The sequence below is a fragment of the Bradyrhizobium sp. 134 genome (assembly GCF_023074155.1).
Lineage (GTDB): Bacteria > Pseudomonadota > Alphaproteobacteria > Rhizobiales > Xanthobacteraceae > Bradyrhizobium.
Genome location: NZ_JADPKX010000072.1, coordinates 101,683 through 128,090, shown reverse-complemented (window position 1 = coordinate 128,090; position 26,408 = coordinate 101,683). Strand labels below are relative to the sequence as shown.

Annotated in this window: 19 protein-coding genes and 9 pseudogenes; 19 read left to right on the top strand and 9 right to left on the bottom strand. The window is 60.0% G+C overall.

The features are described 5' to 3' along the window. The first annotated feature begins 215 nt into the window (after window positions 1-215). Together IVA75_RS27895 and IVA75_RS27890 are read left to right on the top strand one after the other, a co-directional pair. Entirely contained in the window at window positions 216-1,940 is a 1,725-nt protein-coding gene (locus IVA75_RS27895) for a DUF3363 domain-containing protein (RefSeq protein WP_247285493.1), read from the top strand. 276 nt (window positions 1,941-2,216) lie between these two features. Then, window positions 2,217-2,424, top strand: a pseudogene (locus IVA75_RS27890) (cold-shock protein). 178 nt (window positions 2,425-2,602) lie between these two features. Here the strand turns inward: IVA75_RS27890 and IVA75_RS27885 are convergent. Continuing rightward, window positions 2,603-3,426, bottom strand: a pseudogene (locus IVA75_RS27885) (polysaccharide deacetylase family protein). Between the two features lie 439 nt (window positions 3,427-3,865). On the opposite strand from IVA75_RS27885, the gene IVA75_RS27880 reads away from it, so the two are divergent. The 6 genes and pseudogenes from IVA75_RS27880 to IVA75_RS27855 all read left to right on the top strand — a co-directional run. Next, window positions 3,866-5,836 (top strand): conjugal transfer protein TraG, encoded by a 1,971-nt coding sequence (locus IVA75_RS27880; RefSeq protein ID WP_247285494.1) that lies wholly within the window; start codon window positions 3,866-3,868, stop codon window positions 5,834-5,836. 10 nt (window positions 5,837-5,846) lie between these two features. Further along, window positions 5,847-6,269: a CopG family transcriptional regulator gene (locus IVA75_RS27875; protein WP_247285495.1), complete on the top strand. Its 423-nt coding sequence runs from the start codon at window positions 5,847-5,849 to the stop codon at window positions 6,267-6,269. 446 nt (window positions 6,270-6,715) lie between these two features. Continuing rightward, window positions 6,716-7,021 (top strand): hypothetical protein, encoded by a 306-nt coding sequence (locus IVA75_RS27870; RefSeq protein WP_247285496.1) that lies wholly within the window; start codon window positions 6,716-6,718, stop codon window positions 7,019-7,021. Between the two features lie 677 nt (window positions 7,022-7,698). After that, window positions 7,699-7,899 carry a hypothetical protein gene (locus tag IVA75_RS27865; protein WP_247285497.1) on the top strand — a complete coding sequence of 67 codons (201 nt, stop codon included), beginning with the start codon at window positions 7,699-7,701 and terminating at the stop codon, window positions 7,897-7,899. A 26-nt stretch (window positions 7,900-7,925) separates the two neighbouring features. After that, entirely contained in the window at window positions 7,926-8,342 is a 417-nt protein-coding gene (locus tag IVA75_RS27860; RefSeq protein ID WP_247285498.1) for a hypothetical protein, read from the top strand. 404 nt (window positions 8,343-8,746) lie between these two features. Continuing rightward, window positions 8,747-8,848: pseudogene (locus IVA75_RS27855) on the top strand (IS21-like element helper ATPase IstB); the annotation flags it as partial. Here the strand turns inward: IVA75_RS27855 and IVA75_RS27850 are convergent. From IVA75_RS27850 to IVA75_RS27840, 3 genes and pseudogenes are all read right to left on the bottom strand, one after another. Further along, window positions 8,847-8,939, bottom strand: a pseudogene (locus IVA75_RS27850) (ATP-binding protein); the annotation flags it as partial. The pseudogenes IVA75_RS27855 and IVA75_RS27850 overlap by 2 nt on opposite strands. Before the next feature lie 1,444 nt (window positions 8,940-10,383). After that, window positions 10,384-11,289: a hypothetical protein gene (locus IVA75_RS27845; RefSeq protein WP_247285500.1), complete on the bottom strand. Its 906-nt coding sequence runs from the start codon at window positions 11,287-11,289 to the stop codon at window positions 10,384-10,386. A 266-nt stretch (window positions 11,290-11,555) separates the two neighbouring features. Further along, window positions 11,556-11,702, bottom strand: a pseudogene (locus tag IVA75_RS27840) (IS3 family transposase); the annotation flags it as partial. A 222-nt stretch (window positions 11,703-11,924) separates the two neighbouring features. Here IVA75_RS27840 and IVA75_RS27835 point away from each other — a divergent pair. Continuing rightward, window positions 11,925-13,306: pseudogene (locus IVA75_RS27835) on the top strand (IS110 family transposase). A 2-nt stretch (window positions 13,307-13,308) separates the two neighbouring features. On the opposite strand, the pseudogene IVA75_RS27830 reads toward IVA75_RS27835, so the two are convergent. Beyond that, window positions 13,309-13,518 (bottom strand): annotated as a pseudogene (locus IVA75_RS27830) (transposase); the annotation flags it as partial. A gap of 413 nt (window positions 13,519-13,931) precedes the next feature. Here IVA75_RS27830 and IVA75_RS27825 point away from each other — a divergent pair. Both IVA75_RS27825 and IVA75_RS27820 read left to right on the top strand, forming a co-directional pair. Next, complete coding sequence (locus tag IVA75_RS27825; protein ID WP_247285501.1) at window positions 13,932-14,348, top strand: hypothetical protein; 417 nt, start codon at window positions 13,932-13,934, stop codon at window positions 14,346-14,348. 91 nt (window positions 14,349-14,439) lie between these two features. Next, a pseudogene (locus IVA75_RS27820) lies at window positions 14,440-14,875 on the top strand (nitrilase-related carbon-nitrogen hydrolase); the annotation flags it as partial. A 179-nt stretch (window positions 14,876-15,054) separates the two neighbouring features. Here IVA75_RS27820 and IVA75_RS27815 read toward each other — a convergent pair. Continuing rightward, the gene (locus IVA75_RS27815) at window positions 15,055-15,909 is read right to left on the bottom strand and encodes a hypothetical protein (protein WP_247285502.1); all 855 of its coding nucleotides are present in this window, start codon (window positions 15,907-15,909) and stop codon (window positions 15,055-15,057) included. A gap of 11 nt (window positions 15,910-15,920) precedes the next feature. After that, on the bottom strand, window positions 15,921-16,220 hold the full coding sequence (locus tag IVA75_RS27810) for a hypothetical protein (protein WP_247285503.1): 300 nt from the start codon (window positions 16,218-16,220) through the stop codon (window positions 15,921-15,923). Between the two features lie 356 nt (window positions 16,221-16,576). On the opposite strand from IVA75_RS27810, the gene IVA75_RS27805 reads away from it, so the two are divergent. From IVA75_RS27805 to IVA75_RS27785, 5 genes are all read left to right on the top strand, one after another. Then, window positions 16,577-17,374: a hypothetical protein gene (locus tag IVA75_RS27805; RefSeq protein WP_247285504.1), complete on the top strand. Its 798-nt coding sequence runs from the start codon at window positions 16,577-16,579 to the stop codon at window positions 17,372-17,374. Window positions 17,375-17,475: 101 nt separating this feature from the next. Further along, window positions 17,476-17,817, top strand: coding sequence for a hypothetical protein (locus IVA75_RS27800; RefSeq protein WP_247285505.1), 342 nt, complete (start codon window positions 17,476-17,478; stop codon window positions 17,815-17,817). Window positions 17,818-18,020: 203 nt separating this feature from the next. Beyond that, window positions 18,021-19,100 carry a hypothetical protein gene (locus IVA75_RS27795; protein WP_247285506.1) on the top strand — a complete coding sequence of 360 codons (1,080 nt, stop codon included), beginning with the start codon at window positions 18,021-18,023 and terminating at the stop codon, window positions 19,098-19,100. Window positions 19,101-20,197: 1,097 nt separating this feature from the next. Then, a complete protein-coding gene (locus IVA75_RS27790; RefSeq protein WP_247285507.1) occupies window positions 20,198-20,398 on the top strand; it encodes a hypothetical protein in 201 nt (66 codons plus the stop codon). Between the two features lie 25 nt (window positions 20,399-20,423). Further along, the gene (locus tag IVA75_RS27785) at window positions 20,424-20,819 is read left to right on the top strand and encodes a hypothetical protein (RefSeq protein ID WP_247285508.1); all 396 of its coding nucleotides are present in this window, start codon (window positions 20,424-20,426) and stop codon (window positions 20,817-20,819) included. Between the two features lie 1,170 nt (window positions 20,820-21,989). On the opposite strand, the pseudogene IVA75_RS27780 reads toward IVA75_RS27785, so the two are convergent. Together IVA75_RS27780 and IVA75_RS27775 are read right to left on the bottom strand one after the other, a co-directional pair. Beyond that, window positions 21,990-22,645 (bottom strand): annotated as a pseudogene (locus IVA75_RS27780) (lactate dehydrogenase); the annotation flags it as partial. A gap of 112 nt (window positions 22,646-22,757) precedes the next feature. Next, window positions 22,758-23,654 carry a LysR substrate-binding domain-containing protein gene (locus tag IVA75_RS27775; RefSeq protein ID WP_247285509.1) on the bottom strand — a complete coding sequence of 299 codons (897 nt, stop codon included), beginning with the start codon at window positions 23,652-23,654 and terminating at the stop codon, window positions 22,758-22,760. Between the two features lie 111 nt (window positions 23,655-23,765). Between IVA75_RS27775 and IVA75_RS27770 the strand changes: the two genes are divergently transcribed. Genes IVA75_RS27770 through IVA75_RS27760 form a run of 3 tightly spaced genes read left to right on the top strand, consistent with a single transcriptional unit; the run spans window position 23,766 to window position 26,397 of the window. Continuing rightward, window positions 23,766-24,515, top strand: coding sequence for a glucose 1-dehydrogenase (locus IVA75_RS27770; RefSeq protein WP_247285511.1), 750 nt, complete (start codon window positions 23,766-23,768; stop codon window positions 24,513-24,515). Between the two features lie 23 nt (window positions 24,516-24,538). Beyond that, complete coding sequence (locus IVA75_RS27765; protein WP_247285513.1) at window positions 24,539-25,390, top strand: transketolase; 852 nt, start codon at window positions 24,539-24,541, stop codon at window positions 25,388-25,390. Further along, a complete protein-coding gene (locus tag IVA75_RS27760) occupies window positions 25,387-26,397 on the top strand; it encodes a transketolase family protein (RefSeq protein ID WP_247285514.1) in 1,011 nt (336 codons plus the stop codon). Before IVA75_RS27765 ends, IVA75_RS27760 begins: the two co-directional genes overlap by 4 nt. The last annotated feature ends 11 nt before the right edge of the window (window positions 26,398-26,408 follow it).

Genomic DNA, 26,408 nt, shown 5'->3' with positions numbered 1-26,408 from the left:
TCGCAAGCGAGAAAGGAAGCGAGAATGGCTGAGGTCAGACAGACGACACGACCGATTAAGACGGCAGGATAAAAGCCGCAAGGTGCGGCCGGTCGGTTGCGAGAAATCTTGCCTTAGTTTCAATCATCCGGTGCAACTTGCGAATCTTGAGCGCACATTTTCAGTTTTGCCAAGTTGCAGCCGCGGCTCAGCTTTTTGCACTCTGCCGGCAAACGATGGCCGGTAAGGACGACTTCCGAATCCGCCCTGGCCGCATTCGCTCTACGCGAGCGCCGCGGGCAAAGCCGTTTCTGGCGCAGGCCCTCAGAGCCGCGCAGAAGGCCGGCGGCCTGTCACGCGGCTATCGTCGTGGAACAAACTTCGGGCGTGGGCGCGCCGCGAGCCTTGCAGCGTCCAGACTGCTCAACAACCGCGCTCGCGGCGCCATGGTCAAGGCGCGGGTGGTTCGCCGAATGCGCACGCCCGGGGCGCTGCGGGCCCATCTTGGTTATCTGCAGCGTGACGGGGTCACCCAGGACGGAGCGCCAGGCAAGCTCTTTGACGCTCTCGGAGATGAAGCAGACGGCCGCGCCTTCGCCGAACGCTGCGAGGGTGACCGACACCATTTCCGCTTCATCGTTTCGCCCGATGATGCAGGCGAGCTCACCAGCCTGCGCAGCTTCACCCGTGAGCTCATGGATCAGGCCTCGCGCGACCTTGGAACGCGCCTCGAATGGGTCGCGGTCGATCACTGGAATACGGAGCACCCGCACATTCATATTCTCGTGCGCGGACGCGCCGATGATGGAAAAGATCTCGTCATCAGCCGCGATTACATCGCAACTGGCTTGCGCGCCCGGGCCGGCGATCTCGTCACCCGCGAACTGGGTCCCCGATCCGAGCTCCAGATCCGGGAAGGGCTGGAAGCCGAGGTGACCGCCGAACGCTGGACCAGGCTCGACCGGGTGCTCGCGCGGCAAGCGGGATCGGCCGATGGGGTCATCGATTTAAGGCCGGAACGGGATGGTGCCCGGGACCCGTTACGAGACATTCGGATCGGGCGGATGCGGATGCTGGAGCGCCTGGGTGTGGCAGAGCCGGCGGGGCCCGCTTGCTGGGTCTTGGCCGAAGACGCCGAGCCACGCCTGAGGGCGCTTGGCGAGCGCGGCGACATCATCAAGCGGCTGCACAAGGCGATTGCCAAGGATGGTATCGCACGCTCACCGTCCTCCTTTGCGCTCGAAGGCGAGCATCACGGTGAACCGATCATTGGCCGTCTCGTCGCCCGCGGACACGACGACGAGCTGAGGGGCAATGCCTTTGCCATTGTCGACGGCATAGACGGGCGCATCCATCACCTCAAACTCCCCGATATCGAGGCGGCTGGCGACGGACCGATTGGAGGCGTCGTGGAGCTCCGCCGCTTTGAGGATGCGAAGGGACGGACACGCATCGCACTCGCGGTAAGATCGGAACTCGTCCTCGACAAGCAGGTCACCGCGGAAGGCGCCACATGGCTCGACCGGCAGCTTGTGGCGCGCGAACCTGCTGAGTTCTCGCGCGCCGGTTTCGGCGCAGAGGTCCGGGCAGCCCTGGAACAGCGAATTGATGTGCTGACAGAGTACGGACTTGCCCAGCGGCACGGCGACAGAGTGCGGCTTGGCCGCGATCTGATCGAGACCTTGCGAAGCCGCGAGCTCGATAGCGCCGGCCGGCGCCTTGCGGAGGAGACCGGGCTTACGCATCTACCTGCTCAATCAGGTGAACAGGTTTCGGGGACATATCGTCAGCGGCTTTCCCTCGCCTCGGGGCGCTTTGCCATGATCGACAATGGACTCGGCTTTCAGCTCGTGCCATGGGCTCCTTCACTAGAACGGGAACTGGGCAAACAGGTGAGCGGGATCGCAGGTCCAGGCAATGTCGATTGGTCCTGGAACCGCAAACGGGGCCTGTCACTTTGACTGGCAGTCTCTTTGCTGGGCTACGACGCAAGACTGCCGCCCTAGCTGGGCTGCGCTCACCCACGTACAAGTGAAGCCCGCTATCCTTTTGTCGCTAGAAGAAGTTCGCCGTAGTCGCGCTCACTGCAACCATGTCCCAGCGGGTCTCGGGGGCCGGGACGTTCGCTGGTTCGACCCTTCTGCGTGCCCGGTTCCGAGCAACTGTCTCCTCCTGGAGATCTTGATGCCGGTGCGAGTTTTCGCTAGATCGCATGTGTTCATTTAGGAGAAGTGACGGTGACGATCGGTACTGTAAAGTGGTTTAACACGACCAAGGGCTACGGTTTCATCAAGCCGGATGACGGCGGCCCCCGACGTCTTTGTGCACATCAGCGCCGTTGAAACGGCCGGATACACCGGCTTGGCAGAAGGCGCTCGGATCAGCTTCGAGGCCAAGGCTGGTCGGTCCGGCAAAGTATCAGCCGAGAATCTCCGGATTGGATAAGGCCGACATCACCGACCGCGGCGGCAACGGTTGGATCGGGATCCCTCCTGAAATGAGACCCGATCTCGCCAAAGAAAGAGAGCTTCGCTAGTGGGCGATACGGCCGTGCCATGGTATCGATGTGGACCCGGGCTCACCGTGAGAACCAGCTGGTTAGATTAACCCAATCTACCCGCTGTCATTGCCGCGAACTGCTGCGGCTTGCCGCTGGGATGACTTCAGCGTTGCTCTTGATCGCGCCAGCCGGCACCAGATGCACGATGCGATAGCCATTCTCGTGCAGATAGCGCAAGAACGCCGGCATCATTGCGGCCGTTTGGGCCTGGGCATCGTGCAGGAGAATGATACCCTTGCTTGCGACCTCTAATCGCCCGGTAACGGTCTTTAGTTCTTGTTCTGGGGTTAGGTTCTCCCAGTCGCCCGCCGGAAGGTCAGCTCCAAACACGACCATCCCGCGCGAACGCAACAATTCGAGCGTCACTGGGCTCGAGTCGAAATACGGAAACCGGAAAAAGCGGGATGGCGGGCTTGGGGCGGAGACGCCCTTGAGCCCGTCTCATCAGCGGCAATTCCGCGATCAATATCCCTCTTGCCCTGTTCGAAGGTCATCTTCGACATCATCGTATGCGACCAGCTGTGGTGTGCGATGGTGGCCCTCGGCAGCTATTCGGCGAACAAGCTCTGGAGACTTTGCGGAGGACTTGCCGACCAGAAAGAACGTGGCCCGCACGCATTCCTCGGCGAGCGCCGCCAGTACCTTTTGCGTGATTGCGGCCGCGGCCCGTCGTCAAAGGTGAGGACGACCTCATGGTCGGCCAAAGGGAGCGTTTCCCGAAAGCTGTTCAACCCAACGCGCGGGTACGCCTTTGCATCGACCTCGAGGACGCGGGAGGTGCCGAGCACATCCTGCCGCGGGCAGTCGGCCGCGTCTGTCACGACCACCCCGGCAAGTAGCAGGGTCACAGCACCAGCAAGCGGCGTGGTCAATCTGAGCAGGCGCATCTTTGAATGCGCCACACCTCCACCTTACCTGAGCCACCAGCATTGCCGAAGTACGATAACCTCATGCGATTCAGGTGGCTCTTGGGGAAGGTCGCTTGGCCGCGGGTGAGCTTATCTATTGCGCGATCGTCAGAACTCCGGGACGCATTCAGCGACACCAGGGTTTGAATGCTCCAGGAGGGGCAATCTTCAGGAACGCTTCACATTACTTGAGCGAAGTCAGCGTTTTCTGCCTATCCATGAGCTCTCACGCACATAATCGGCGTTTCGGCGCCGTCTCGTGATGCAAACCTCGATCGATCAGTCCCGCTTAACTTGAATGGGTTGGCTACGTATCTCGGCTTTGTCCCCGCCGATCTCTGCGCTGCCACGCGCGCCACTGCGACGCGAGCACCATTTTAGTTGTGTGCGCACGTCGATATGCCGAGATAACCCGATCATGTCGGCGACAAAAATCATTTGGCACCAGGTCATCCTGGTCTGCCTCATCGTGCTCGCGTTCCTGTGGGCGGCGACCGAATGGACAGCTTGGCGGCTTGCCTTCCAGCAGCAGCTTGGGGCTCCCTGGTTCAAGCTCGGACATTGGCCAATTTATCAGCCGGCAGCTTTCTTTGGCTGGTGGTTCAAGTTCGATGCTTACGCGCCCGTCGTTTTTGTGGAGGGTGGCGCGATTGCTGCAAGCGGCGGCATCGCGGCCATAGCGATGGCCATGTTGCTCTCGGTCCTGCGGGCCCATGAAGGGCGGGACGTCACCACCTACGGCTCGGCGCGCTGGGCCGATCTACGCGAAGTCAAACGGGCGGGACTGTTAGGCCCTGACGGCGTCGTGCTCGGCCGGTTCGGACGTCACTATCTGCGCCACGACGGGCCCGAGCATGTGCTATGCTTTGCGCCAACGCGCTCCGGCAAGGGTGTTGGCCTCGTCATTCCGACTCTTCTGACCTGGCCGGCCTCCACCATCGTCCATGACATCAAGGGTGAGAACTTCCAGTTGACCTCCGGATGGCGCGCGCAATTTGGGCCCGTGCTGTTGTTCGATCCGACCAATCCGGCCAGCGCCGCCTACAATCCACTCCTCGAGATCCGCCGTGGCGACTGCGAGGTGCGAGATGCTCAAAATATCGCCGATATTCTCGTCGATCCTGAGGGTGCACTCGAGCGCCGCAATCATTGGGAAAAGACCAGCCACTCACTCTTGGTGGGGGCAATTCTGCATGTCCTCTACGCCGAAGCCGATAAGACTCTCGCTGGGGTTGCAAATTTCCTTTCGGATCCATCTCGCCCGATCGAGGCTACGCTCAACGCAATGCTGGCGACTCCGCATCTTGGGACAGGCATCCATCCAGTCGTCGCATCAGCGGCACGCGAACTTTTGAACAAAAGCGAGAACGAGCGCTCGGGTGTGCTCTCGACGGCGATGAGCTTCCTCGGGCTCTATCGTGATCCGGTAGTTGCCAAGATCACCGCGCGAAGCGATTGGCGCATCCGTGATCTCGTCGACCGTCCTGAATCCGTCTCACTGTACCTTGTGGTGCCGCCATCGGACATCGTCCGCACCAAACCCTTGATGCGGCTCATCCTGAACCAGATCGGACGGCGTTTGACCGAGAGCCTTGATCCCGACCGGCGCCGGCAGAAGCTGCTTCTGATGCTTGACGAGTTTGCAGCCCTCGGCCGGCTCGACTTTTTCGAGAGCCAACTCGCCTTTATGGCAGGTTACGGCATCCGCAGCTTTCTCATCACGCAGAGCCTTAACCAGCTCGAACGCGCCTACGGTCCGAACCATGCGATCCTTGACAATTGCCACGTCCGGATCGCCTTTTCGACCAATGACGAGCGCACCGCCAAGCGCGTCTCCGACGCGCTCGGAACTGCGACCGAATTGCGAGCCATGAAGAACTATGCGGGCCACCGCCTGAGCCCGTGGCTTGGGCACTTGATGGTCAGCCGCCAGGAGACCTCTCGTCCGCTGCTGACTCCCGGCGAAATCATGCAACTGTCTCCGCAAGACGCGGTCGTGATGATTTCCGGTGTGCACCCGGTCCGTGCTAACAAGGTCCGCTACTATGAGGATCCGCAATTCCAGCGACGTGTCTTGAAGCCGCCCCGCTTGGAGCCGAACAAGCAGCCCACCCGCCCAGATGACTGGTCAGCCCGCGCCCAAATATCGCCGTCGGGCCAGCTGCTGACCAGGCGCACGGGCAGGAGCGACGAGGCGAACGGCGGCTTACGCCGCGAGCCGGAATTGCATGAGGAAATCGAGATCAAGACGCCGGCCGGCGAGCACGAGTTCGACCCCGAGCTCGACGAGGGTGACGAGGATGCCGTCCAGGCGCAACTGATGAGCCGGTCGATGCAGGGAGTTGCGCGAACCGTCACCCTCGATCCCGACGATGGAATGGACCTGTGAGCGAGGCAGCGTGAAAAAGGTCCAGCTCAGCATCTATCTCGATCCCGGAACGTTCAAAACGCTTGAGGCCTTCGCAAGCCGCGGTGGCCGGTCCAAGTCGCTGGTGGTCGAGGCCGCAATAGGTTCCTTCCTTTCTCCGGACGATTCCGATCGGCGCGAGGCTGTGATAGCAAAACGGCTGGATCGGATTGTGCGGGTGCTCGAGCGTCTTGAACGCAATGATGGCATCACGCTTGAGACCGTCGCGCTCTTCATCCGGTTCTGGCTGACCTCAACTCCGGCATTGCCCGAGCATTCGAGCCCTGCCGCCCGCGCCAAGGGCGGTGAGCGGTACGACCGCTTTGTCGAAGCGCTGGGACGACGACTTGCGAGCGGATCCAGCGTCCTGAAGGAGGTAAGCATCGACGTGCAAGCCTCCAAGAAGCCCGAATAGAAACTTCTCCGCGCAGAGTGCCTGTGACGGCTCCTTGGCGATCGAGCGCCGGGCCTAGGTGAGCCGAGCGGGCGCGCGCGAAGGCAGACCGACACAGAGTCGTGAAGCGCGGGGAGCTTTCTTGACGTCCCAGAAGGCCATCGCGAGTCGCCCCTAGCTGCCGCGCAGGAGGCTGAAAGATCCGGCTCATCTTGAGCCCGCCTCGTCTTTCTTTGGCTACGCCAGACTACGACGCCGATGTCGGCGCGATTGATGTCGTGGTCGGATTGACCCTTCTGTCGACGCATCATCGCTGGGCCGATTCATCTGTTTCGACCGGAAAGCCACGCCGCACGGATAGCGTGTGCCGTTTCGTGCGGTCGCAATTGAGGAGCTGAAGAAACAATGCAGATCGATGGTGAGGCTGAAGGTCAGGCCAGCTCGATTGGGAAAAGTTCCGATGGCAGGTGGAGCCGAGCTCGAACGAAGGTCTGCGAACCAAGAAGATCATCGTTCAGCTCTCCGAAAGCATCTTCGAGCGGCTTGAAGCCGCGACCGAACGCGCGGGAGCCGGCAAGAGCATGGTCGTCGACACGGCGCTTCAGCGTTTTCTGGCTCCTGCGCCAGCGGCCGAAGGGCTCATTCGTGAAACTCCGGACCGGTTCAGTGGTCAGATGGCAAGGCTCGAGCGCGAGGTCGCGATCGTTGCCGAGACAGTGGCCCTGCATGCGCGCTATCACCTCACCGTTACGGCGGCCAGCGACATTCCCTAGATGCATTCAGCAAAATACGAGGACTGGGACATGGTCATGACATGGCCACTCACAGACCAGGGCCTAATGGCGCGGGAGCCAACGCCGTGACCGACACCGCTCGCCAGCTCGGCGTGACGAAACTGACACAGGCGGGCCCATTGGCGTGCTTAGCAGCAGAAATATCGCCCTGTTCGCTTCCTATCCGGCGGCGGCTCGACTGCTTCGTGAGCCTGCTATAACCGGCGTGCCCTCGCTCGTGCTGACGGACCATGACCAGCTTCGCCCACGGCGCTTAAAGGAAATCTCAAAGAAAGAAAAACGATCGGACATAAACACCGGCGGTCTGTCTGGACCGGAACGCCCGCTGCGGCTGCCCCGGAGATGGATTCGCCGCGGGAAAATAGACACTCTGGCAAGTGGCGAGACATCGCACCGACATCGCGGCGAAAATCGTCAAAAAGAGCCGCTCCAGCGCTGAATACCATCAGGAGGCGGTTCCTCCAGCGCTGGCGTGGCGGAGCCAGACCAGCACAACTGTCCTGCTTCGACGGCATGGCGGCAACGTCTTGGACAATCAACAAGCAACGACGACTGTGGTGAAGTTCATACTCGACTTTGGAATCAGCTAGTAGTCTCTTTGAGGGGTTCACCGTGCTTTCTCTGCTACCATTCTTTGCGCCTTGCGGAGTCGCCAAGTGTTGGACGCAACGACCACTGCGCTTTTGCGTGCTGTTCTTGAGGAGGTTTGCGACAGTCTGCCTCGCAGCGAAACCGGCACTCGGGCCCATGTCGCTTCCAAGATCTTGGAGGCCGCCAACAGAGGTGAGATCACGGTGAACCGCCTTCGGCAGGTCGGCATGGAAGCTCTTCGCTCCGCGCCAACGATGTGGCGGTAGATGCAGACAACTCTGATAGCGCTCATGTGAATTTCCAGGTCACGGTGTTGAAGATCCTTGTCGGCTACCCGGACGGGTTCGCATCCATGCCGGATCTCAAGCGAGACATGGCCATTTTGGCCACGAGCGGTCCGGATTGGGCGGCGCGCACCAAGAGAATGGGCGCCCGCGTGCCCGAGCTCGATCTTTTTTCGCAGCGACTCGTCGAGCGAGTGAATCGAGGGTGGCGCATCACGGACAAGGGACGAGCGGTGCTCGAGCTGATGGAGCCGCGGCCGAGCACGGGCCAAGTCCAGCGAGAGGACCCGAGAGCTCCTGAGCTGCCATCGCCAGTGCCGGCACGATCCCTTTCTGTCGAACTACGCCGGCGCGAGCCCGAACGACTGGGGCGGCGCCGGTCCTCTAAGAGCCGATCGTGCGCACCGCACTCTCCGACTATGTAGGTGATCATGGCCGCGCCCCACAATCAGGTTGCCGAAGGAGGATTTTCGATGCCGTTGTGGCTTTCTTTTTATTGGAGAGCTGGAACGAGAAGTGCTGACATCTCAGCACATATCGGAGCACATATCGGGGAGAGGTGCTGTTGCTTCGATCAGCTCCAAGATCCCGGATGCGAGGTGCGCTGGACCTCGATTTTGACGCGTGAAGCGTCGGTCCTGTGTCCATCGTCCGGAACGGTGTCCCGACGTGTCCATAGCCGGTAGTCGCGAGGCTGACCCATCTGCCGCTCTCGGTGCGGTCGTCCAGCTTCAGGTAATCGCCCGCCGCTTCCGCTGCGATGCCGTCCTATGCGTGCGGGCGCCAGAGAGGTATGCCGTTCTTCGACAGAGGCCTGATAGCCGCGTCGCAGCGCGTTGTCGGCGATCTGCTCACCACCGACATCAGCGAGAAGCAGGCAAGATCGATCAAGTACCAGCTCAGCATCGCTAAGCTTCCGCTCGCCAACAACGGGCACCATCGTGGATACAGCTTGTGGCGATAGCGATAGCCAGATGGGTCTTGCCGGTACCGGCGCCGCCCACCAAAACGGCATTCCGCTGCGTTAGCAGTCGGGCGCATGCGCTGGAATCAGCCGAAGAAAGGGGGCCAAACGCGAGATTTCAGCGTGAATGCGCTGAGAGTTGCATCAATCGACATCGGTATAATACAACAATAGAGCTAGACGTCCGAAAGGCGCATGGTCAAGTGTTGGGTACGAAATGCTCCGATCGGAAGCCGAGACGACACACTCAGGTGAGAAGCGAGATTGTTCGTTCCATTGCGTGCTGAGTTCATCGGGCAAGGGCGACCAAAATTGTCGCTCTCCAAGAGATTAAGTCCGGCGAGGCTCGATCGTGGTCACAGACACTGCAAAAGACGGGGCCCGTCGTGTCCCATTCAATCCTCCGCTTGAAGCAAAATACATGTCCGTTGACGGCAGCCTCGGCGGCAAGCTGTCTCGTGCTGAACACGGGCGAAAGTGGCGCCTTACTCGAGCACGTCCCGCCGACACTCAACCAGTTCTTTTTGATCTTCACATCAACCTCAGCGGTACGCCCGGTTTACCGACTCTGCAAGGGAGCATGGGTTCAGGGTTCCAAAATGGAAGTTGACTACGTGTGCAAGCTGCCGAGCTTCGCTCGGCATATGTAAGACACTACCTTATGATTGTGGCAACCCGCATCGATGTGGACCCGGACCCACTCGGTAACACATGGGATGAGACGGTCCTGCCTTCAGCGTGGAAGTTCGTTGAGATAGTCTATAGTTCGCGTTCATCACTAGAACTTCGTCGAGTGCACGGCCATTGACTGGGTGGGCTGAATAGCCGATCCGGGCGAGGCGGAGATTGGCGTGCATCACGACCTCTTGCACGCGACGCCTCCAACCCAATTCTTTCGTTGTCCGCGAAAGCGTCGCTTGTGCCTTCAAATTGACCAGCGAGGCGAAGCATCAGATTCAACCTTAGTTCGCGCACGAGGAGACTTGCGGCTCGCGCACGGCTCGGCCGATGTCGCCGCAACCGCCGGAAATCACGGTGATGCGTCCTGAGAGACCGAGGCCGTTCATGCCGTCGCCTTTCTGTCTGTCGCGCCGGCGACGATGGCGCAATCCGCGCCCAGCGCAAGTCCCCCATTCCTCCGCCCAAGCTTGGGAAGCCTAGTCATTTCGAATTTCACGGTCCTCCGGCAACCACGCACGAACCCGCGGAGATTGATGCCACCGTCGCGATGGAGATCGATAGGGTAAATGATCGGCGCTGATGCCTCTTCAAGGTTGTCCGCAAGGGCTCGGGATCCAGAATGTCACCTTGGCTGAGAAGTTCCTCTCTTTGCGGTCTGCGGTAGATCGGGTAGGACATGGTTGACCTCCTGATTCACTCACAATGGGAAGATGGGACCTTGAGCCTCCTTTTTGGTTCAGATGCGAGGAATTCCGCACCTTAGGCAACGCCAGGACTGCAAGCAGCCCACCGAGTTTCTACGGCAACGAACATCTTAGAGATTAGTGGGACTCTCCGCGCTTCTCGCCTTGTGGAGATGACTGCACGTTTGGCTGTGGGGACGATGATGTTCCCGTCTGTGGCTCAGAGGTAGGAGATGGTGATATCTGTGTCGGCGGCGCTGGCTCCGCTTTCGTGTGTGGCGATCCAGCCGGAGGAGGAAGCAGCGGGGAAGAGGCGGGAGGAGCCTGCGTCTGCGAACTGTGCGACGGCGTCGAAGTTTCAGCTTTGCCTTCCTGCTTGTGCTCGTCTTTCCCGGGCGGCACGGGAATACCAAGCCTTAGCATTAGTCCTGTGGTCAGCACGGTGTTCTGCTCGGTCAGCTTGTTCACCACCGACGTGTGGTCGTGGTGCAACGCGGTGTACTCTTTTTCGAGCGATTCCACCCTCCACATCAAAAGGTAGATGATGATCACTGCGCCGAGTATGAGCGCGGTCAGTGGCGTCCTCGCGGCCGCAAGAGCCCGATTAAATCCATGCCCACCTGCGCCCCCACCATGCCCACCTGCGCCGCCGGCAAGTCCCCCTTGCCCTGGCGAGACGTGCGCTTGCAAGGCTACGTTGCCATTCACGGTGTCGTTGAACGCCTCCGGCGCACTGAATTCGAGCACCGTCCAGAACATCTCGCTTAATAGCTCTTCCCCGCCGATGACGAGTAGTAACAGTTCGATGGAGCCATACCGCACGCCGCGTACTTCGATGCGGACGTCCCTCCAGCTCCGATCCACACGAGAAATCTTCTGCGCGAGCTTTGTCCCGAACTCTTGAATGAGCGCCCGTTCATTGTCATCGGGTGCGGGAGATCGAGTCGGGCTGCTGCTCTGCCAATAGTTGGTCCAAAAATCTTTCTTTGTTGCACTGGGAGATGTGCTCGGCAGTGACAGGCGTACTACGGCCATCCTCTGCATGTTACCCCCTCTGCTTGTTCAGACTGCCATGGTCGGACGCACGGGCATCATTGCGACAAATTAAGAAGACGGCCCCGCTATTAGAGCAACGCTGGGCCGCAAGTGAAAAGCGTGATCCCACTTCACACATCGCAATGTGTCCAAGGAGCGCATTCTAGCGTGACGACCCAACATTGCATAGCGCGATTGTGAAGCAACTCACACCTCTTGGTAGAAAGCCTCTTGACTACCCCGGCGGTGACGGCATGCTTTGCTCGCCCAAGTCTCATGGGACGCGGCAGGTGATAAATGCTGCCGCGGCTGATCTGCAAAACTTCCGCTTGCTTGGTGATCGACAGATCGTGCTCGCGGTCGATCATCGCTTTGCGCTCAGCAATCCCGCCTTGGTGAGCGCGCCTTCTAAAAAACTGGTCTCAGCGCTGCTCGCTCCCTGTGGGATAGAAACGCATTGCCGCTAGACTGCGGCCGGAAGGGAGCGGCCGATATGATTTTGGTGGCATGTGACCCCGCTAGAAAACCTGGTCCATGGGCTGTTGCGTACGTGAGAGTGGTGACGCCGTCCCGGCGATCCCGTCTAGGAATATGAATAAATTGCGTAGCCCAGCCCTTCCGCCGTGTCAGCAGGAGGATTGGAGATGAACCGCAACAAATCGAAATCCAGGGCCGACCGCACGATGCCCATGGTGCACCCGAACGCGGCTGCCATCGACATTGGCGCGACCATGCACATGGCTGCCGTCAGGGCAGATCGCGCACCTGAGCCAGTACGCAGCTTTGGTACCTTCACGGCTGATCTGCATCGGCTGGTCGACTGGTTTCAGAATGCGGCGTCGAGACCGCCGTCATGGAATCGACCAGTGTCCACTGGATCCCGATCTTCGAGCTTCTCGATGCACGGGGGTTCACCGTGTTTCTTGTCAACGCGCGCGATGCCAAGCACGTGCCGGGGCGCAAGACCGATGTCAGCGACGCGCAGTGGCTGCAGCGGCTCCATTCGTTCGGGTTGCTGCGAGCCGGCTTTCGACCCAAAGGGCAGATTGCCGAACTGCGAGCCTACGTGCGTCAGCGGGAGCTTCTGCTGGAGTACGCGGCTTCACACATCCAGCATATGCAGAAAGCATTGACTGAGATGAATCTTCAACTCCACCACGTTGTGGCCGACATCACCGGTGCGACCGGCCTGGGCATCATTCGCGCGATCCTTGCCGGCGAGCGCGACCCTGAGGCGCTGGCGTGCTTACGCCATTACAGCTGCCACTCCAGCGCCGAGGCGATCGCGAAGGCGCTCACCGGTAGCTACCGTGCCGAGCATCTGTTATGCGCTCGATCAGGCACTCGCCCTTTACGACGCCTATCGCGAGAAGGCATCAGCCTGCGATGTCCGGATCGAAGCTGTGTTGAAGGAACTCAGCACCCACAGGGGTCGTGATCATGGATCAGCACCGCCAGTCTCGCGGCCTCGGAACAGAACCGATCAGGCGAACGCTCTGGCTTTCGACATGCGGGCGGCGCTGTTCGTGTTGCTCGGAAAGGACATCACTATGATCGACGGCCTCGGCCCTTACCTTTCGCTGAAGTTGATCGCGGAATGCGGCGACGACCTTACCTCATGGCCAAGTGCAAAGCATTTTACCTCCTGGCTGGGGTTGGCTCCGAGCAATAAGATCTCCGGCGGCAAAGTGCTCTCGTCACGAACGCGCCGATCCGGCGGTCGGGCCGCGGCTCTTCTGCGCCTCGCTGCCGTCACCGTCGGACGCACTGACACCGCGCTCGGCGCCTTTTACAGGCGCCTCTCGTCCCGCATCGGCAAGGCCAAGGCGGTGACCGCCACGGCCCGCAAGATCGCAGTCCTATTCTACAACGCGGTGCGACACGGAATGGAGTATGTCGATCCGGGGGCTCATCCTACGAGACGCGCTACCGCACGCGGGTCGTCAACAATCTGCATCGGCGTGCCAAGGCATTCGGGTTTGTTCTCCAGCCCGTGGAGCCGAAAGCTGGTGCTGCCGTTTCTTAGGAATCGTTCTCCAGCGTCAGCTCTCCGATCTTGGCGTGCAGCGACTTTACGTCGATCGCAGGCGCGGCGGGCGCAGCACTGCCAGGTCAAAAACCTCCGCACGCGCCGCCTTCCAATTGGGCCTTCCAGGCCGTGATCTGATTGGGGTGGACGTCGAACTGCTCGGCCAGTTGAGCGATCGTCCGGTCGCCCTTGACGGCGGCAAGCGCCACCTTCGCCGGCGTTAAAGCCGGACCGTTGTCTTTCGATCACCAGGCCGCCGAATCCTTATGAGCACGCACTAATATCTATCTCGCTGTGCAGAACAATTTTCCAACGATTCAATGATTTAACGGATTTGCTGGAAAACAGGAAAGCGCGCGTGTTATAACCGTGGCGTTGTTGAACCTTTACCGGGCTTTGCCCCACGCCGTTTTTGGAATACAACGTAGTCGACAGTGGTGAAATCAATACCTTCCTCGCCGGATGTTCTCAGAACCAGGCCACAGCGCGACTGCTGGCTATTTGTCTGGAACGCGCGTTGCGCAATGGGCCGGACGGTCTTCAGCCTCTCGAAAAATAAGATCCTGACGCACCGGGCTGGCTGCGCGAGAAGTTCGCGTCCGGCGTTAGGTTTCATCGCTTCGTGCCGAATGCCGCGCTCGAGGCGCGTGTGCGCCACGTTGCCGACTGGATCGAAGCTGCGCGGGTGAACAACGAAGAATGGCTGCAGCGCTGCGACGAGCAAGGCCGTCCGCTGAAGCTCCTTAAGATCGGCTCGCTCGCGCAGGCGATCGCTGAAGCCGACAAGGCGATGCGGCGGTTCGCTTTCAATGCGGCGGCCGCGCCCCATATCGACGGCGAGGGCGAAGAATCGGTGATGACGTTCGCCGACGGCAGCCGGATCGTGCGTCTTTTGACGCCGGCGGCGCTCGATCGCGAAAGCGCGATGATGGGTCATTGCGTCGGGCAGGGCGCGTATGACGCGGCCGTCAAAGACCGTAGCCGGATCATCTACTCGCTGCGCGACGCAAAGAACAAAGCGCATGTCACTTTGACGTGAAGGCGGACGGCAACGAGCTTCTGCAGTGCAAGGGCAAGGAGAACAGGCCGCCGGTCCCACGCTACATGCCGCAGGTCCGCGCGTTCATCGAACGCTCTCCATGTACGAGCCCTTTGCGTACGCGCTTGGCTGGGAGACCAACAATGCCGTCAGCAAGATTTATGCGGTCGAAAGGATCCTGTTTCGTGCTGGCGCCTTGCGCCGTTATCTCCCGGGAGATGGTCGAGGAGATGTGCGATACAGAGGACAAGCGCAACCTGGTGCATGAGGGCGGCGGACATGCCGTAATCTACGGTCCTGACGGCAGTCCGCTCGCGGAGAAGTTGCCTGAAACCAGCGTAGGGATCGTCTATGCCACTATCGATCTTGCCGCGATCGGCATAGCGAAGAACGCGGCTGACCCTGCGGGGCATTACTCCCGCCCCGACGTCGTTCGGTTGTTGTTAAATAACAAGCCGGCGAAGAGGGTGGAGCACTTCTCGCTTCCGCACGATGTTTTTGCGCCCGACCTGAACGGTGCGGAGTGAAGCGACGACCGGAAGTCGCTTCGAGGAGCGCATGCACCGGGAGGGCTGTACCCGCGGACATTTGCCGCTAGCGCCGCGCTACTCGGTCAAAACGGGCATGAGCGGAAGTATAAGCGATGTCCGCTTTGCTCCCCGCGGCGATGCTGCTGCAGTCAACTGCGGCTAATAAACTGGCGCCTCTAGGGCCCAGGCCTGCGCGCGAGGGTCGATCCCAGTTGGGTATTGATGTGCTGGTAAAACGAGATTTGGGACGGGGCGAAGCCATTGGGACCCGTTGGCCCGAAGGTAAGCAGCAGCTCATGTGTGCGGGAGCGATTCAGGTTCAGGATCGGCGTTCCGCCGCCGGACAGCGGAATAAGCTTGAATTGAGGGGTTACGCCGCCGCTGGAGACAACCACGAACTTCAGATCGTAACTGTAAACGTCGATCTTTTCAGGCTTCTTCGCACCCTGCGGCTTTGATGAATGGAGCAGATCGGCAGCCTTTACGTGGTCCTCCAAAAAACGCGCTATACCCAAATCCGACTTCACGAGAAGTGAGCTGGCGTCTCGTTCGATAGGCCACGCCTGCTCGTCGCACATGTCTTTGTTCTTGCCGGGGCCCGCAATGCTGCCGACACTCCAGTAGGAGTAGGCTGTATCCGTTCGTGTTGCAGTCGATGAAAGCTCTCCCGAAAGGCCTACGCTCCAGCTCCTACCGATCGAGAGGCCCGATTCCGATCCGTTCGTAAGCGTACGATTATAAGTCAGGTTCGGCGTGAAGCCCGAGCTTTCCACAACGCTAAGGGTCAACTGCAACTGAATGCCATAGTCTGGCGGTATCGGCGGTCCGAATCCGGTTGGAGTTTGATTGACCCTGCGTATCCCCTTGATGGTTTCGCACAGAATATTGCGCTTTATCTTAAGCACCATGTCGGGGCCGACATCTTGCGCCTCCCACGCTTCTGTGAGCGTAGGCGGGACAAGGCCGCAGCCGGCGAGGGGGATCGTCAGGAGCAGCGCTGCCGTGCACACCCTCAAGGACAAACTTAGCATTATGGCATGCCTCAGTCTGGCAGCTTGAGGTTCGGCTCATCAGGCCGCAGCTGCTTGAGTAGATCGGTCGCATCCCCGTGCGGGACCGAGGTGATCGTTACCTCAAAACCGGGGCCCGCCTTCTTGACGTGCAAATTGGCCTGATCGCCGGCTTTGTCCGCTAAACCGGGAAGCAGCTCGCCGGGCACTTCCTCAAGGATGAACTTGTAGTCGGCGCCGACCCTCTCGATACGGATCGCATCGATGCGGGGGTAGCACAGGTTTCCCCACAAGACTTCATTGGCGGCGCAGGGTGGAGGATGAGGGGCCATATCCGTCTCCCGATAAAAGTTTTTCCTCGCAATAGATTTTCGTCGCAACCGATACGATCGGGCCGTAATGCCGTCTTGGCAAGTCTGAGTAGCAGGAGCCTTGACGAAAAATGTCGAGTTGTATCCGGGGGGCCACACCAGGCAAGCGCGTTCAAAAGCGAACCGGGCTGCGGTGCGTCGTTGCCATAAAAGGGCTCGATCGTTTTCGCGCCAATTTTGCGGTGCTGGGCTAGGCTGCCGCACGAGCTTGCCTTACCCTCCGAGCAAGTCTAGCTTACTGCAAGCTTTAGTAGAACGCAATTTGATGCGGTGACGCGCCGCGGGGCCTGCACCGTGAAATTCAATGGGAGCGGCACGTGCGCTCTTTTTTAAATCGTAGGCCGGGTGGCTTTTTTTGGACCATCGTCCTTCAGCTGGTGACCTGTGTGCTTCCTGGCGTTGCGGCCTCGGCCGATGCTCCCGGCAAGCCGGCGTTGACGGTTATTCTAGAGCGCAATGAAATTCTCGCCGGCCAGACGATGAGCTTCAACGTGTGGATCGAGAATGCGACCGAGGCCAGGATAATCGATGCGGGTCTCAGCTTGTTTGGGCCGACCTTCTTGAAAGTCGGCACCCTCGACACAAGCGGCGTGTGCTCCACAAAAGACACTATAGTTCTCGGCAGCGTTGAGCCCGGTTCGACGCTGGTGCGGAACAAATTGTGCCTGAAGGCAGATTCCAGCATCGAAGAGCGTGACGAGAATCTGGGGTTCGGTCTCAGCTATTCACTTCAGAACGTGAAGGACAACAAAACGACTGCCGGCGCGCTTGTTGCGGAAAAGAAGTTGAGCATCGGCCTATTCGGAACGGAAAGCGTTGGCGGTGTTTCGCTGCGTCTTGCGTCGTACATCATTCCCGGCACGCTTTTCTTGATGATTTTGCGATTATTCGCTCCCAAATGGAAAGTAGAACTCGGTGCGACGGAGTCCGTCACACTCAGCATTTTTATCTCGGTTCTCTTGTTCCTTCTGGCGGCGCTTGGATTTCCTTCCTTGCAGCTGCGTTTCGCAGGGATCGGATCAAGTGTAAGTGCGATTGCGTTTCTCGCGCTCTGTGGCGCTGCGATCGCGCTTGCTTTCATTGCAGCCGTCGTTTTGCAAGTTTGTCATTTATAGCCAGTCAATGGCGCAAAGCCCGCGTTGTCCAGGAAACTGACAGTCCCGGCAGAATGCTCCGGAAAGCTTTGCGCGCTGCCGGGGGCAACTTCGAGCCCGTCATGATGATCCAGGGCGATAAGCAGTTTTTCGGTTCGCTTGCAGTGCCCACGTACGACGGCGGCAAGATTTTGCTCGGATGGTTTAAGCTCAAGATATCCGACGAGACGAAGCGATCGAAAGCGGAGGAATTGGTCAGAAAGAACAAGTTCGTCAAACTCATGAGAAAAGCTGCCTGGTGGAAGATTCAGCCGGAAATGGATGATCCGGTCAAGGAACCGGACGACGCTGGCGGTCTCAAAGCAACGAATACGATTGGTAAGTACTTCGATGAGAAGGCCGTGCGTTTGGCGGTCATGCGAGATGAGCTTAAAGAGAGCAAACCTGTCATCGTGACCAAATGATGCGGCTGGGACCGGCCTTGCGGCCGGCCCCAGGAGATAGTTGCCGCCTTGCTCGCCTTGTGTGGCAAGCAGTGGCGGCATCTTTGGGCACGTAGCCCAGCTGTACAGCGTTGTGAGAATATCGCGCCAAGGGCGAGAAGACAAACGGTAAACGGTCAATAGAAGGTGGTCACCCCCGATGCGGCGCTTGCGAGGAATTTGAAATGGCGCGCGTGGTTTATTGTGTTTTTGACGTTCATCTCTGGTCGCAGCCGTTCGTTGGGGCCGATTTCGATCCAAGGGTCCATTTCCTTTGGTCCGCTTCTGATTTCCGCCAGATGCGCACCCGCGGCACCAAGATCGAACTTGCGAACCTGGTCCTGCTTCCTCTGAATAATGAACTCGATCTGCGACGGAATCACCTTTGGCCGCGCTATCAGACGGTCGCTAGCAATGTACCAGGAAGTATAACTCCGTTTGGAGAAGCCAGCGATTTTGTGTGGCCGGTACGCTGCAGGCCCAAGAATCTCGATTTAACGCTAAATGGAGCCGTGTGGAACACGAACCGGAAAGTGCGGTCGACGATCTGGCTTTGGCCGTTCGGGTGGTCGTCCCTGCTCGAGATGGACCTTCCTGCAGGCGATGAGTTTGACGACCTGCTGGATATTGGAATCAAGCTCCGTCAGAAAGATCCTGCTCCTCTGCTCCTGAAGGGGAAGGCGGTCGGGGTGTCCGGCGCGCTTGCCCATCTGGCTCAGCTCGTCAAGCAGGATCTGTGCACGCCGGCCGCTCAAGGAAAGGCAATGGAATCTACTCGCCTTCCGCGCTACGTCGTGTGCGCCATTGAATTGCAGAAAGGATTTCAAGTTCGCCGCAACATCTCCATGGCGGATCGAATGTCGCTGATCAGGGCTGTGCGCGGACAGGAGCTCGACCTGAGCAAGTTTCTCAGCAATCCTCCCTTATTCACGCCGCTCGGTGATGGCAATTTTGCTGTCACCGACTTTGATGCGGGAACAGCAATCGTTCAGCGGCATCGGCAGGACCGGGAGGGCAGCCTGGAAGGCAATCATTGCTTCTACGTCAATACGCGGAATTTTTTCTCCATCTTTCTCACCCTTCATCGGTTGATCGCCTACCTGACCGTGAAATCGAAGGGAGACGCAAGGGCGGCGGCTGCCGCATCGGTGCTCGCGTCCTTGCCTGCCGAATATCGAAACAGGCTCTGCTCGGACTTCGCCGCTAAATATGCGCCGCAGCCGACTGTTCCAGTTGTTGCAGGTAATAACCCCGCGGCTCCTTGAGGGCACGTTCGCGACGCATGGGTAGTGCTTCAGCGCGAAGCGTTTTTCAAGCGGCATGGGCACCGAACTTGATCTTGGGCCGCGAGCCATCGATTCCTTCCCGGACATGGCGCATGGACTTTATCCCGTCGCTCGTTCTTCTTACCGCGCGTGAGCTCGTTAACCTTGGCTTTCGCGACAGGGACCCGTCTGCCCGTAAGCCTCACCCGCGCGAGGGATCGTTACCAGCAACCGCCGAGACTTAATGCGCTGGGCAGGCGAGCGAAGGAAGATTGAGGTTGGCTACCTACTCAGACTCGCCGTGCGCTACGCGAAGCAGTTCGCGTAGGCGCTCCCAGTTGAGCGTATCCTCGTACGGGAGACCGATTGAGTGCGCCGAGGCTCTTGCAGCGACTTCGCTTGCGATCTCTTCGAGCCTGTCGACGGGAATGGGATCGACATCTCCCGTGATGCCGCGTTGTGACAAGCGTCCCGGACAATCCTGGCGAACTCGCGTTCGCGGGCCTGATTAACGTAGCGCTCGGCCATGGCGGTCATCCGCCCGCCGAGTGCGCTGAGAAGCACGTGCTCGGGCTTGGTTCCGGCGTGAGCTCGTTATCGCAGAAGATGCATTTCGGCATTGGCCTTTCCGTGGGATAACCGGCGGTGCCCTCGCTCGTGCTGACGGCCCATGACCAGCTTCGCCCACGGCGTTAAGGAAATCTCAAAGACGGAAAAACGATCGGACATAAACACCGATGGTCTGTCTGTCCGGAACGCCCGCTGCGGCTGCTCCGGAGATGGATTCGCCGTGTGGTAGAAAATAGACGCTCTGGCAAGTGGCCAGACATCGCACGGACATCGCGGCGAAAATCGTCAAAAAGAGCCCCTCCAGCGCTGAATACCATCACGGAGGCGTTCCTCCAGCACTGGCGTGGCGGAGCCAGACCAGCACAACTGGCCTGCTTCGAGGGCATGGCAGCAACGTCTTGGGCAATCAACGAGCAACGAGGACTGTGGTGAAGTTCATACTCGACTTTGGAATCAGCTAGTAGTCTCTTTGAGGGGTTCACCGTGCTTTCTCTGCTACCATTCTTTGCGCCTTGCGGAGTCGCCAAGTGTTGGACGCAACGACCACTGCGCTTCTGCGTGCTGTTCTTGAGGAGGTTTGCGACAGTCTGCCCGGCAGCGAAACCGGCACTCGGGCCCATGTCGCTTCCAAGATCTTGGAGGCCGCCAACAAAGGTGAGATCACGGCGGAGCGCCTTCGGCAGGTCGCAATGCAAGCTCTTCGCTCCGCGCCAACCATGTGGCGCTAGATACGGACAAGACGATAGTGCTCATGTGAATTTCCAGGTCACGGTGTTGAAGATCCTTGTGAGCTACCCGAACGGCTTCGCATCCATGCCGGACCTCAAGCGAGACATGGCCATTTTGGCCACGGGCGGTCCGGATTGGGCGGCGCGTACCAAACGAATGGGCGCCCGTGTGCCCGAGCTCGACCTTTTTACGCAGCAACTCGTCGAGCGCTTGCATGGAGGGTGGCGCATCACGGAAAAGGGACGAGCGGTGCTCGAGCTGATGGAGCCGCGCCCTAGTGCGCACCAACTCCAACCAGAGGACACGAGAGCTCCTGAGCTGCCATCGCCAGTGCCGGCAGGATCTCTTCCTGTCGAACTACGCCGGCGTGAGCCCGAACGACTGGGGCGGCGCCGGTCCTCCAGGGTCACTGATGGCTAACGAGGTCGGCGCAACGATGCTGGACTCTCACGATCTCCGCCGGCGGATGGCCCGCCGGATCTGATTGACCAAATAAGTGCCCCAAATGATCATCATCGCGCCGACACGTTCCGTGCACTTGCGCTCAGGGTACGTTGACCGGCGGCATGGCCGCAGTCGGGCGCAACACGAATTGCTCTTGCTGCTGCCCGCGCGCTGCCAGGATGATCGCAAAAACCACGAGGAAACTCAGAGACCGAGTCATGACCAAGATTTACTTCAGAATCCATATCGCAAATATGAAACCCCTCACACCCGGGCCAAACGACGCGCGTCGCGCGCATAATATCGCGCCGCTCTTCAGGTCCCGTTTGCTGAGCCGAAAGCAATAACGATTATTCGTGCCGCAACACGGCCGAGTAGCCTTGTGTGGTGCTCAAAAAATGCATTTTCCAGGCGCAACAGCCGGAAAGCTGTGCAAAATCAGGATAAGAACTGACGGCGCGGGCGCAGGAAAGGTCTGTTGCTATCCAGGACCCCAACCAGGGGCGCTCATGCGCAAACAATTGTGCTTCCGGCGCGCTCCTAGCGCTGACTGCAGCGGGACTATACTCCTATGTTCGAGCCTCTTCGCTTTATTGTGAAGCTTAAGTAATTCAAGACCTCGCATTGCCTCTGAGGTCAAAGGCAATAATTCTCTTTCGACTGCCGACTTGCCAGCGTGGCCGGCTTGATGTCGCTCGCAAACAGCTCTTCGGCTTCTTTTCTGACGAAATGATTTGAAGGCGCCGCTGAGCGGTGTGATCTTGATGCTTTGGAGCAAGCGACCAACAAAGCGCGTGCGTTTCGAACGAGAGCATTGGGTCACCCTTTTGGGGGTAAATGGAAAATGGTGGCGCGATTGCGTTCTCGTTGAGATTTCCGAAACTGGCGCCCGCTTACGCGTTGACGGGTCTCCAGACGTGCTCAAATCACGACACTTTTTCTTGCTACTTTCCCGAACTGGATTGGCGTTTCGCCGGTGCGAATTGGTCATGCTAGATGGCTCGGAAGCGGACGTTCAGTTTGTAGTCCGTAGCATTGCTGGTTTGAGCACTCCTAGGATCGGCGGACTGTGACGAGGGGGAACTGCAAGCGAGCACGCCGTCGCTTGAAGAAAACGCGCTGGAGCAGGCAGCTAACACCCTGCCGGTAGGAGTCCGCCGTCTGCCACGAGCCGTTCGCGGGGTCGCGGAAAACGGCGCTGGCGAGTTCAGCGACGACGTCGTCGCAGTCCCGTGCAGAAGCTCGGCGATGTGGTCGATGTCGATGCAGCCGCGCTCGTTGAGGACGACCGCGAGCGCGTCTGCCGCGCTGGTGATTTCCGGGCCGCCGCCGGCGCGATCACCGATCGGCCCGGCCTTCGCGGTGTTCGTCTCGAGGTCGTAGTCCTCGATCGAGGCGACGAGCCAGCAGTCCGGGTCGTCGAGGAAGGGCTGGATGTTCGGCCGGCGGTGCGTCTCGCGCACCTCGCCACTCTCTTCATCCTCCACCATGGAGACGGTGGTGAAGTTGATCGGGCCGGAGTCGCGGGCGAAGTTCGACTAGGCGATGCGCAGCCTGACCTGGGCGTTCTTCCACGGTCGGTCGAGCTCCTGCGCCTTCAACACCTCGCGCACGGAGTCGCGGACCGGGATCGGCTTCCGGATGATGCGCACATGCTTTTCCGGGATGCCCTCGGCGCTGCGGCCGTTGCGCGCTTTCACCACGACGGGCTCGCCGTCGACGACCTGCATCAATCCGTGGGCCTTGTCGAAGAAGTAGCTGCCCTCGCGCACGTGGCGATCGGCAGGCCAATCGACGTCCGATGCATCGCGGGCTTCTTCCAGGTCGGGAGCGCTTCGGTACTCGTCGATCGCTATAAAACGTATAAACGTAAACAGTTCGGACCGAGTTCGGCGCCGTTTCTCTGCGATCACGTTAGCTCGGTGGTGCCGCGCCTTCGCCACCGAGTTGCGCCATGAGCCAATCTGCGAAGGCTCGTACCGCCGATCTCTGTCGGCTGGCGCGCGGGTAGATCAGGCGGTGACCAACGTAGCGGATATCGTTAGCGCGTCGTGCCAGCGGAGCGACCAATCGTCCGCTCGCGAGTTCGCGCTCGGCCAGGAGGGTCGATTCCAGCGCTACGCCCAACCCCTCGGCAGCCGTCGCAATCGCAAGAAAGCTCCGGTCGAATCTCATGCCGTGAAGCGCAGGTGCTTCCAAGCCATTTGCGGTGAACCATTGGTGCCACTGCACCCGCTTGACGTCGGAGCGGATGAGCGTCTGATCGAGCAGATCGGCAGCCTTTCGTATCGATTTTGCGAGCGAAGGCGAGCAGAGCGGCGTGACCGTCTCCTCCGGCAGAGGAACAATTTCGACACCTTCCGCGCGCGGCGGACCGTAGACGATGTCGATATCGAAATCATCATTGCTGAAGCGTGCGTAGTCGGTGTTTGCAGCCAGTCGAACTTCGAGCTTCGGGTAGGCGGCGAGAAACTGCGCAAGCCGTGGCGCCAGCCATTGCGCGGCAAAGCTGGGCGCGGAATGGACGCGCACCAATTGTGGCCCGCGCGCGGCGACTTCCTCCAGGCCACGGCGGAGCTGGTCGAACGCTGCTCCCGTGTGGCGCATCAGATTCTCGCCGGCCGGCGTGAGCCGCACAGACCGCGAACTGCGCTCGAACAGAACGGTTCGAAGCGTGCCTTCCAGCTTGCGGATCGCGTGACTGACGGCGCTTGGCGTCAGGTGAAGCTCATTCGCCGCATCGCGAAACGATCCAGTGCGGGCGGCCGCTTCAAAGGCGCGAATTGCCGATATGGGGATATTCGACAGCATCCCACAAGTGAACCAGATTCATCGGTCCGTGACAACTGCGCGCTTGTCCGTTGATCCTCCGCGGGTCATTCCTTGCCTTGCCAAGGAAGAATAAATTCGTGGGAGGAACTGATGCTGCTCAGCGGTAAGACGGCCATCATTTCGGGCGCAGCCTCGCCGCGCGGGATCGGGCTTGCCACCGCCCGGCGGTTCGCCGGCGAGGGCGCTCGGGTCGCCATTCTGGACATTGACGCTGGCGCTGCCGCGGATGCTGCGACGTCGCTTGGAACCTCCCACATTGGGCTAGGGTGCAACGTCGCCGACAAGTCGTCCTGCGAGCAGGCGGTCGCCCGCGTGATCGAAGCCTTCGGCGGTATCGATGTTTTGATCAACAATGCGGGCATCACCCAGCCGGTCAAGTTCCTGGAGATTTCGGCGGCCGATTGGGATCGCATTCAGGACGTCAATCTCAAGGGCATTTTGTTTCTCTCCCAGGCGGTGATCCCGCATATGCGCGCACGGAAGTCTGGATCGATCGCATGCATGTCGTCCGTCTCGGCCCAGCGCGGCGGAGGAATTTTTGGCGGCCCGCACTACTCCGCGGCGAAAGCCGGTGTGCTTGGTCTTGCCAAGGCGATGGCCCGTGAGTTCGGCCCGGATGGCATTCGCGTCAACTGCGTCACGCCCGGTCTGATCGGCACCGATATCACCGCGGGCAAGCTGACCGACGAGATGAGGGTGAAGATCCTGGAAGGCATTCCGCTCAACCGTCTCGGCACGGCGGAAGACGTTGCCGGCATCTACACCTTCCTGGCCTCGGATCTTTCCGCTTACGTGACCGGCGCCGTAATCGACGTCAACGGCGGCATGCTGATCCACTGAGCCGGCAAGACGAGGTCAGATCGATGGAAACCACGACCAACACGCTTGCGAACACCCCCAAGCTGGCCGACCGGGCCTACAACATTCGCCGCAATGCGCTGCGCATGGGTGAAGTCCAGGGCCAGGGCTATATCGCACAGGCGCTCGACATCTCTGACGTTCTCGCCGTCGCCTATTTTCATGCGATGCGCTATCGGCCGGAAGATCCGTCCTGGGAAGGACGCGACCGCTTCCTTCTCTCAAACGGGCACTACGCCATCGCGCTCTACGCGGCTTTGATCGAGGCGGGGATTGTCCCCGAGGAAGAACTCGAAACTTATGGCAGCGACGAGAGCCGCCTGCCGATGTCGGGCATGGCGTCTTACACGCCGGGAATGGAAATGTCGGGCGGCTCGCTCGGACTTGGACTCAGCATTGCTGTCGGCATCGGCCTTGGGCTCAGGCGTAAGAAATCCGAGGCGCGGGTGTACACCTTGTTCTCGGACGGCGAGCTTGATGAAGGCTCGGTCTGGGAGGCCATCCAGTCGGCAGGCCACTACAAGCTCGACAATGTGATCGGCATCGTCGACGTCAACAATCAGCAGGCGGACGGTCCTTCCACGCAGGTCATGGCGTTCGAGCCGCTGGTCGACAAGCTTCAGGCGTTCGGCTGGTTCGTGCAGCGCGTCAACGGCAACGATCTCAATGACGTGGTTGCCGCCTTCGACGCGGCCAGATCCCATCCCGAACTCAAGCCGCGAATGATCGTCGCTGACACGCTGATGGGGAAGGGTGTTCCCTTCCTCGAGCAGCGCGAGAAGAGCCATTTCATCCGCGTCGAGCCGCACGAATGGCAGCTCGCGCTTGCCGCGCTGGAAGCCGGGAGGCAGGCATGAAGACCGTCAGATCAGCACCGCAGCCGGGCAAGCCGCGCCTGACCACCTCGGCCATGATTGCATCGATCGCGGCCGAGGGGCAGAAGACGAAGCCAGCGCCCTTTGGACACGCGCTCGTCGAACTCGCGCGCCACCGCCCTGAGGTGGTCGGCATGACGGCCGATCTCGGCAAATACACCGATATGCACATCTTCGCAAAGGAGTTCCCGGACCGCTATTACCAGATGGGCATGGCCGAGCAGCTCCTGTTCGGCGCAGCATCCGGCCTTGCCGCAGAAGGCTTCATGCCATTCGCGACAACCTACGCGGTGTTCGCATCGCGGCGGGCTTACGACTTCATACATCAGACCATTGCGGAGGAAGACCGCAACGTGAAGATCGTCTGCGCATTGCCGGGCCTGACCTCGGGCTACGGCCCGAGTCATCAGGCCGCGGAGGACCTCGCGCTGTTTCGCGCCATGCCGAACATGACAGTCATCGATCCCTGCGATGCCCACGAAATCGAGCAGCTGGTGCCTGCCATCGCGGCGCATCAGGGACCGGTCTACATGCGCCTGCTGCGCGGCCAGGTGCCGGTCGTGCTGGACGAATATGATTACAAGTTCGAGCTCGGCAAGGCCAAGCTGATCCGCGACGGGAAGGACGCCCTGGTCATCTCATCCGGCATCATGACCATGCGTGCGCTCGAAGCCGCGCAAACCTTGAGGGGCGACAGTGTCGATATCGCGGTGCTGCATGTTCCAACCATCAAGCCGCTGGATGCCGACACGATCTTGCGTGAAGCCGGCAAGCCGGGCCGCCTTGTCGTCGTTGCCGAGAACCACACAACGATTGGCGGTCTTGGCGAGGCGGTTGCCGCACTTCTGATGCGTTCAGGCGTCCATCCGCCTTTCCGCCAGATCGCATTGCCGGACGAATTTCTTGACGCCGGCGCGCTTCCGACACTGCACGACCGCTACGGGATTTCCACCGCAGAGGTCGCACGGCAGATCAAACAGTGGCTTTAGTGCACCGGCGC